Consider the following 7,562-nt stretch of genomic DNA (forward strand, 5'->3'; position numbering starts at 1 on the left):
GTCGCGCAGTTCCCCGCGCCCCTGACGGGGCACTCGTCGCAGGTCCCGGCCCGCCAAATCCAGCCCCTCCGGCGTTTGAGGAGCGGGGGTTCGGGGGCTGGCCCCCGTAGCCGACGGCAGTCTTTCGGGAAGGGGCGGGGAGGGGATCCAAAACGGGGTCCGGGGCGGAGCCCCGGGGTGTCTGCAAGGTCCGCAGGGGAGGGGTCAGGTCAGGGGGATCTGGGAGAAGCGGCCCGCGATGTGGAGGTCGGCCTCGATGCGGGACACCGCCGCCCGCAGCGCGGGCAACACCTCACCCCGAACCTCCGCAACCGTCCGCCGACTGCTGTGCATAGCGACATTCACCGCAGCCACCACCCGCCCGGAAGCATCCCGCACGGGCACGGCCAGAGACCGCAACCCCTCCTCCAACTCCTCGTCGACCAACGCGTGTTGAGCAACCGAGACCTCGGAGAGGAGCGCGTCGAGCGCCGCCCGCTCGGTGACCGTGTGCGGGGTCAGGGCCCGCAGTTCGGCCCCGTCGAGCAGCGCCGCACGCTCCGCCTCCGGCAGCCCGGCGAGCAGGACGCGTCCCAGCGACGTCGGGTACGCGGGCAGCCGCGAGCCGATGGTGATGTGCACGCTCATGATGCGGCTGGTGGCGACCCGAGCCGTGTACCGGACGGCGTCCCCGTCGAGCACCGCGAGCGACGCCGAGTCGTGCACCGCCCGTACCAGCGTGGCCAGATGGGGCGAGGCGATGTCCGGCAGCGTGCTGCGCGAGAGCGGCGCGTGCCCGAGGTCGAGGACGCGCGGCGTGAGCCGGAACGCGCGGTCGTCACGCTGCACCAGGCCCAGGTGCTTGTAGGTCAGCAGGGCCCGGCGCGCGGTCGCACGGGCGAGCCCGGTGGCCTCGGCGACGGCGGACAGGCTGAGCGCGTCCCGCCCCTCGTCGAACGCGGTGAGCACGGTCAAGCCACGGGCGAGGGACTCCACGAACCCGGAGCCCAGCTCCTGCTTGGACGCGGTGGTCCAGTCGGCGAGCCCGCTCTCCGGCCGGGGCCGCGGGGTCGCGGGCTCGCGAAGGAGCCGCTCCATCGCGGCCACGGTGCGGCGCGCGCCGGGCAGCAGCGAGCGGCGCAGGGCCGCGGCGCTGTGCCGGCTGGTGTGGCTGACCACGCTGAGCGCACACACCGTACGGCCCCGCGGGTCGCGCACCGGCAGCGCGAGGGCGATCAGGCCGGGCTCGATCAGCTGGTCGTCGACGGCGAGCCCGGCGTCCCCGGCCTCGGCGGCCCGCTCCTCGAACTCCTTGGACACGGAGGCCAGTTGAGCCCCGTCGGCCGCGGACTCCGGCCGCTCCGGCACGGCGGGGAAGCCCCGGTCGAGCGGGTCGGCGGTGCGCCGCTCGCGCCACCGCGCCCACTGCTCCTCGGTCCACTCGGCGGCGAACAGGGCGCCCGGCGCGGTCCGTTCGGCGGGCAGCAGGTCGCCGATGCGGAAGGAGAGGGACATGGCGCGGCGCCGCGTCGACTGGTGCACGAAGCGGATGCCGTCGCCGTCCGGCACGGCCAGGGACACCGACTCGTCCAGCTCGTCCGCGAGCCGCTCGGCGAGCGGCCCGAGCGGACCCGGCACGTGCAGCGCCGCGAGGAAGGCGTTGCCGAGCTCCATCAGGCGCGGGGCGAGCGTCGCGGTGTGCGCGTCGAGGCGTACGCATCCCATGCGGGCCAGGGTCGCGGTGACGCGGTCGACCGTGGAGCGGGCCAGGCCGGTGGCGCGGGCCAGGTCGCCGACCGGGCGGCGTCCGTCGGCGGCCCCGAGCGCGCGCAGCACGGCGACCCCGCGCAGCAGCGGCCCGACGGCCTCCGACGGCGGCTCGCCCTGGGCGGCGGTGAGGCCGCCGGAAGGGTCGGCGGTGAGGCCGAGGGGACGGTCGGCGGTCAGGTCGAGGGAGCGATCGGCACGCAGGCCGATGGAACGGTCGGCGGGCGGGGGCGTGACGGCCATGGGCTACTCCGCTGCGGTGCGGTCGAGCCGTGCGCGCGAGGGGCCGTTGACATCACGACCGGGCGCGCGCAAACTCGGGGCGCTTCAAAAATGAACGCAAGTTCACTAGGCGAACAGATCCTAGCATTGCGGCGCCTCGCCCGAGCGCCCCGCACCGAGGAGGACCCTGATGCAGCCCGACCACACGAGTGTCGCGATCGTCGGCGGGGGACCCGCGGGCCTGCTGCTCGCCCGCCTGCTGCACCGCGCGGGCGTCGACGCCGTCGTCCTGGAGAGCCGGGACCGGGCGTACGTCGAGTGCCGTCAGCGCGCCGGAATCCTGGAGCAGGCCACCGTCGACGCCCTGCGCGAGGCCGGCGCCGGCGCCCGTATGGACCGGGAGGGCATCACGCACGACGGCATAGAACTGCGCTTCGACCGCCGTGCCCACCGCGTCGACTTCCCCTCCCTGACCGGCGGCCGGCGCGTCATGGTGTACGCGCAGACCGAGGTGGTCAAGGACCTCGTCGCCCTCCAACTCGCCGACGGCGGGCCGCTGTTGTTCGAGGCCGAGGTGCGCGCGGTCACCGGCGCGGACACCGAGAGGCCCGTGGTCCACTACCGCCACGAGGGCCGCGACCACACCCTCAGCTGCGACTACGTCGTCGGCTGCGACGGCTTCCACGGCGTCGTGAAAAGGGCCGTCCCGGAGGCGGTGCGCAGCACGTACGAACGCGTCTATCCGTACTCCTGGCTCGGCGTCCTCGCCGAAGCGCCGCCCGTCTACGACGAGTTGATCTACGCCCACTCGGAGCGCGGCTTCGCCCTCGCCAGCATGCGCTCGCCGAGCGTGAGCCGCCTCTACCTCCAGGTCCCGAACGGCACCGACCCCGGCGAGTGGCCCGACGCCCGCATCTGGGACGAACTCGACGCCCGCCTCGCCGTCGACGCCGAGCCCGGCTGGAAACTGGAGCGCGGCCCGATCACCGCCAAGTCGGTCCTGCCGATGCGCAGCCACGTCACCGAGCCGATGCGGTACGGGCGCGTCCTGCTCGCGGGCGACGCCGCCCATATCGTCCCGCCGACCGGCGCCAAGGGCCTCAACCTCGCCGCCGCCGACGTCGTCGTCGTCGCCCGCGCCCTGACCGCCCGCTACCGCGACGGCTCCACCGCGCTCCTCGACTCGTACTCCGACACCTGCCTGCGCCGGGTCTGGCGTGCCGAGCACTTCTCGTACTTCATGACGACGACGCTGCACGCCGACCCGGAGCAGAGCCCGTTCGACACCCGGCTCCAGCTCTCCCAACTGGAGCAGGTGTCGAACTCGCGGCACGCGGCGGCCGAACTGGCCGAGAACTACACGGGGTTGCCGATCCCGGACTGAGCCGAGGGGCCGGGGGAGTCCGGGGCGTTCGCGGAGTCCGAGGCATCCGGGGCGGGCGCGCGGCGGTCGCCGAGCCGGCCTGCGAGGGGGACGAGGGCGATCGCCGCCGCACCCACCAGGCCGGCCACCGCGAAGGCCGTGAACCCCCAGCTCTCGTTGCCGTCGGCGGCGAGCGCCCCGCCCAGCCACGGACCGAGCACCGCGCCGGTCCGGCCCACCCCGGTCACCCAGCCGAGCCCGGCGGCCCGCTCGCCGGAACCGTAGACGGTGCCGGTCGCGGCGTACACCATCACCTGCGCGCTGAACAGCCACACACCGGTGACCGCCACCACCGCGTACGTCACGCCGAGCGGCAGGTGCTCGCGCAGGAGCAGCGCACCCGCGGCCGTGAGCACGAACCACAGCGCCGACACCTTCACCGCGCCGAACCGGTCCGCTGTACGGCCCGCGATCAGCATGCCGACGATCCCGCCCGCGTTGATGACGAGCAGGAAGCTCACCGAGGCGTCTCTTGCCCCCGCGCCCCGCCTCCCGCCGCGGCTCCCCGCGTCCCGCCGGGATCCCACGTCCTCGTACGGGAATGCGGCCAGGGAATACGCAGAGGCCGTCGGACCTTGCACGCGACATGACCCCAGCGCACCCCGCCCTAGATCCGCATGCCCCGACGTCCCCCGTCGCGACGTCCCCCGCCCCGGACCGTTCGGAGGTCCGCTCGGAGATCCACCCCCTGGACCGGCCCACCCGTGCCGCGCTCACCGGGCCGCAGGCCGGGATCGCCGAGCGGCGGGGGCGGGTGCTGCGCTTCCCCGCGGACGTCTCGCCCTGGCTCGCGCTGCCCGACGAGCCGAACGGCCAGGACTGGGCCGACCTCGCCGAACTGGTCGGCGCGGGCGGGGAGTTCGCGCTCGCCGCGACGACCGAGGTGGTGCCGCCGGAGGGCTGGGCCGAGACGTTCCGCGTGCCCGGCGTGCAGCTGGTCGACGACGGAGTGCAGGCGGCGTACGACGAGGAGGCCGTGCCGCTCGGCCCCGCCGACGTCCCGGAGATGCTGGACCTCGTCGCGCGCACCCGCCCCGGACCGTTCCTCGAGCGGACCGTCGAGCTCGGCGGGTACGTGGGCGTCCGGCGCGGCGGCGCGCTCGTGGCGATGGCGGGGGAGCGGCTGCGGCCGACGGGGTACGCCGAGATCAGCGGAGTCTGCACCGACCCCGCGTACCGAGGCCAGGGCCTTGCGGGCCGGCTCGTGCTCGCCGTTTCGGCGGGCATCCGGGACCGAGGTGAGGTGCCGTTCCTGCACACCGGCGCGGAGAACACCGGCGCCATCCGCCTCTACGAGCAGCTGGGCTTCCGGCTCCGCCGCGAGGTGGCGTTCTTCGGGCTCCGGGTGCCAGGGGACGCGTAGGGCGGCTCGCCGTCCGGACCGGGGACGGACCGGAGGCGGACCGGGGCGGTGGTCGACGGGCGAGTGTCAGTGCCGGGTGTCAGGCTGAAGTCACCCACTCGGTTCGGACATCCCGCACGAACACTGCATGGAAAGGATCTCGCTGTGATCACCACCGACTTCGCCCCCGGTGCCCCCTGTTTCCTGGACCTCGGAGCTCCCGACGTCCCCGCCGCAGCGGCCTTCTACGGCGCCGTGCTCGGCTGGGAGTACGAGCCCATGGGCGACGGAGGGGATATGGAAGGAGGCATGCTCCGCAGCGACGGCAAGCTGGTCGCCGGGCTCGGCAAGCTCACCGAGGAGGGCGCGCGCTCCGCCTGGATGATCTACTTCAACGTCCCCGACGCGGACGCCGCGACGAAAGCCGTCAAGCAGGCCGGCGGCACGGTCCGGGTCGAGCCGATGGACCTCGACGACTGGGGCCGCATGGCCCAGTTCAGCGACCCGCTGGGCGGCCAGTTCGCGGTCTGGCAGCCGGGCAAGGACTCGGGCGTCGAGAAGGTCGACGAGCCGGGCTCACTCTCCTGGACGGAGCTCTACACGACCGACGCCGCGGCAGCGAAGGAGTTCTACGGGCCCATCCTGGGCTGGCAGTTCAGCGACATGGAGCTGCCCGGCGGCGGAGGCACGTACACGCTGATCACCCCGACCGGCCTCCCCGAGGACCGTATGCAGGGCGGCCTCATGCAGCTGCCCGCGGAGCACCTCGCCCTGGCGAACGGCCGGCCGTACTGGCACCCGGTCTTCAATGTCACCGACTGCGACGCCGCGGTCGCCAAGGTCACCCAGAACGGCGGCAGCGTCCAGATGGGCCCCGACGACGCGGAGGGCGTCGGCCGGCTCGCGGTCTGCGTCGACCCGGCGGGCGCGGACTTCGTCGTCCTCACCCCGGCCGAGGCGCCGCAGGGGAGCTGACCGCAGGCGAGCTGACCGCAGGGGAGCTAGAGGGCTGGACACCCGCTAGGCGTCGGTCCCGTCCTCGCGGGTCACCGTGTCGTTGTAGCGCAGCAGATATTCCGCGAACCGCTCCAGGTCCGCCTCGTCCCAGTCCTCGACGCGGGCGGCGAACGCGCGCCGCCTGCTCTCCGCGGCCTGGGCGAGCATCTCGGCGCCCTTCGGGGTGAGGTGCAGGACCTGGATGCGGTGGTCCTCCGGATCGGTGCGCCGCTCCACGTAACCGAGGCGCTCCAGGTTGCCGACCTGCCGGCTGACCGTCGACTTGTCGAGGAGATAGTGCGCGGCCAGGTCGGTGGCGCGGCAGCCCTGCCGGTCCTCCAGATGCGCGAGCAGCGTGAAGGAGACGAGGGAGAGCTCCGGGTGCGTGCGCGCCGCGCTCGCCCTGGCCCGGCGGGCGAACGCCGTCATCTCCCGCTGGATCACGGTCAGTGCCTCGGCCCTGCTGTACGCCGTCATCGTTCTGGTCCCGGTCCTCGTTCGGTTGCCCTCACCCGCTGATGGTTGTAAAGTACAACGTAAGTGAAGAGTTGTAAAACACAACTATCAGAGACGGAGACGGGAAGCGGAGCATGAGCGGAACACATCGCCAGGACGCGGGGGCCGGTGCGCGAGCGCCGGAGCGTGCATCGACGGGGGAGAGGCTCTGGGGGCCGACCCCGCCGGGCGCGCTGCGCCATGTCCTGCTGCATCTGCTCACGCCGCTGCTGATGTGCGTCGGCATGGGCCTCGCGTATCTCGGCGCGTTCGCGAGCCCCGAGCCGCACCAGATGCCGGTCGCCGTCGTGGGTGCGGGGCCCGAGGCCAAGGTGCTCGCCCAGACCCTGCACGACAAGGCGGGCGACGGCCTCGACGTCCGCACCGTGCCCAGCCGCGCGGCGGCGGTCGACGCGCTCAACTCCCGTACGGTCAGCGGCGCTTACGTCATGGACGAGGCGCACCCCGAACTGCTGGTCGCCACCGCCGGATCGGACACCAGCGCCTCCGCCGTCGAGAAGGTCTTCACGAAGGTCTCCGACGCGCAGGGCACACCGCTGAAGGTCACCGACGTCGCGCCGCCCGCCTCCGGCGACCCCACCGGGCAGGGCGTGTTCTTCCTCCTTGTCGCGCTCAGCATCGGCTCGTACGCCTCGGTCGCGGCCCTCGGCGCCGCCGGTTCCGCGCTGCCGATGCGGCTGCGCGCACTGCTCGTCGCCGGTACGTCGTTCGTGGTCAGCCTGATCGGCGCGGCCTTCGCGGGACCGGTCTTCCACCTGGTCGACCACGGCCTGTGGGGCGTCTGGGCGATGTCCTGGCTGTACTCGGCGGCGATCCTGTTCATCGGCGTCGGCCTGCACACCTTCCTCAAGCGGTGGACGACGCTCGGCGTGATGGTGCTGTTCGTGATGCTCAACTTCACCAGCTCCGGCGGGATCTTCCGGCCCGAGCTGCAGAACGGCTTCTTCGCCTCGCTGCACGCTTTCTGGAACGGCGCCGGCTTCGTCGAGGGCGTACGCGACCTCGTCTACTTCGACGGCCACGGCCTGGCCCGCAACGTGTGGGTCCTGGTCGCCTGGCTGGCCGTGGGGCTCGTGGTGATGGCCGCCGCGGGGATCACGGAGCGGCGGCGGGGGGAGGCCGCTTCGGCTCCCGCGACGGGGGCGGTTCCTGCTCCTGCTCCTGCTCCTGCTCCCGTTCCTGCTCCTGCTTCGGCTCCGGCTCCGGCGGGGCGCGCGGCCGACAAGGAAGCGGCCGAGGCCGAGGAGGAGATGGAGGAGGCCGTCGCGGTCTGATCCGCGCGGCGCGCCGCAGACGTGGAAGGGCCCGGCCGAGCGA

At 73.5% G+C, this 7,562-nt stretch carries 7 protein-coding genes; 4 read left to right on the forward strand and 3 right to left on the reverse strand.

The window, feature by feature from the left end; translation table 11 throughout:
• Positions 1 to 204: 204 nt before the first annotated feature.
• Positions 205 to 1,989, reverse strand: a complete 1,785-nt coding sequence (locus QIS96_RS35885; protein WP_282547059.1) for an IclR family transcriptional regulator domain-containing protein — start codon at positions 1,987 to 1,989, stop codon at positions 205 to 207.
• 169 nt (positions 1,990 to 2,158) lie between these two features.
• Here QIS96_RS35885 and QIS96_RS35890 point away from each other — a divergent pair, with 169 nt between their 5' ends.
• Positions 2,159 to 3,352 carry a 4-hydroxybenzoate 3-monooxygenase gene (locus tag QIS96_RS35890; RefSeq protein WP_282547060.1) on the forward strand — a complete coding sequence of 398 codons (1,194 nt, stop codon included), beginning with the start codon at positions 2,159 to 2,161 and terminating at the stop codon, positions 3,350 to 3,352.
• Here QIS96_RS35890 and QIS96_RS35895 read toward each other — a convergent pair.
• Positions 3,325 to 3,852: an MFS transporter gene (locus QIS96_RS35895; RefSeq protein WP_282547061.1), complete on the reverse strand. Its 528-nt coding sequence runs from the start codon at positions 3,850 to 3,852 to the stop codon at positions 3,325 to 3,327. The two genes, QIS96_RS35890 and QIS96_RS35895, sit on opposite strands and share 28 nt — an antisense overlap.
• 125 nt (positions 3,853 to 3,977) lie before the next feature.
• On the opposite strand from QIS96_RS35895, the gene QIS96_RS35900 reads away from it, so the two are divergent.
• Positions 3,978 to 4,754: a GNAT family N-acetyltransferase gene (locus QIS96_RS35900; protein WP_282547062.1), complete on the forward strand. Its 777-nt coding sequence runs from the start codon at positions 3,978 to 3,980 to the stop codon at positions 4,752 to 4,754.
• A gap of 144 nt (positions 4,755 to 4,898) precedes the next feature.
• Positions 4,899 to 5,708 (forward strand): VOC family protein, encoded by an 810-nt coding sequence (locus tag QIS96_RS35905; protein ID WP_282547063.1) that lies wholly within the window; start codon positions 4,899 to 4,901, stop codon positions 5,706 to 5,708.
• 45 nt (positions 5,709 to 5,753) lie between these two features.
• Here the strand turns inward: QIS96_RS35905 and QIS96_RS35910 are convergent, their stop codons facing one another.
• Positions 5,754 to 6,206, reverse strand: coding sequence for a MarR family winged helix-turn-helix transcriptional regulator (locus QIS96_RS35910; RefSeq protein WP_282547064.1), 453 nt, complete (start codon positions 6,204 to 6,206; stop codon positions 5,754 to 5,756).
• A 251-nt stretch (positions 6,207 to 6,457) separates the two neighbouring features.
• Between QIS96_RS35910 and QIS96_RS35915 the strand changes: the two genes are divergently transcribed.
• Positions 6,458 to 7,519, forward strand: a complete 1,062-nt coding sequence (locus QIS96_RS35915; protein WP_282547065.1) for an ABC-2 transporter permease — start codon at positions 6,458 to 6,460, stop codon at positions 7,517 to 7,519.
• Positions 7,520 to 7,562 lie beyond the last annotated feature (43 nt).

Origin of the sequence: Streptomyces cavernicola (genome assembly GCF_029968035.1) — a bacterium.
Classification (GTDB): Bacteria; Actinomycetota; Actinomycetes; order Streptomycetales; family Streptomycetaceae; genus Streptomyces; species Streptomyces cavernicola.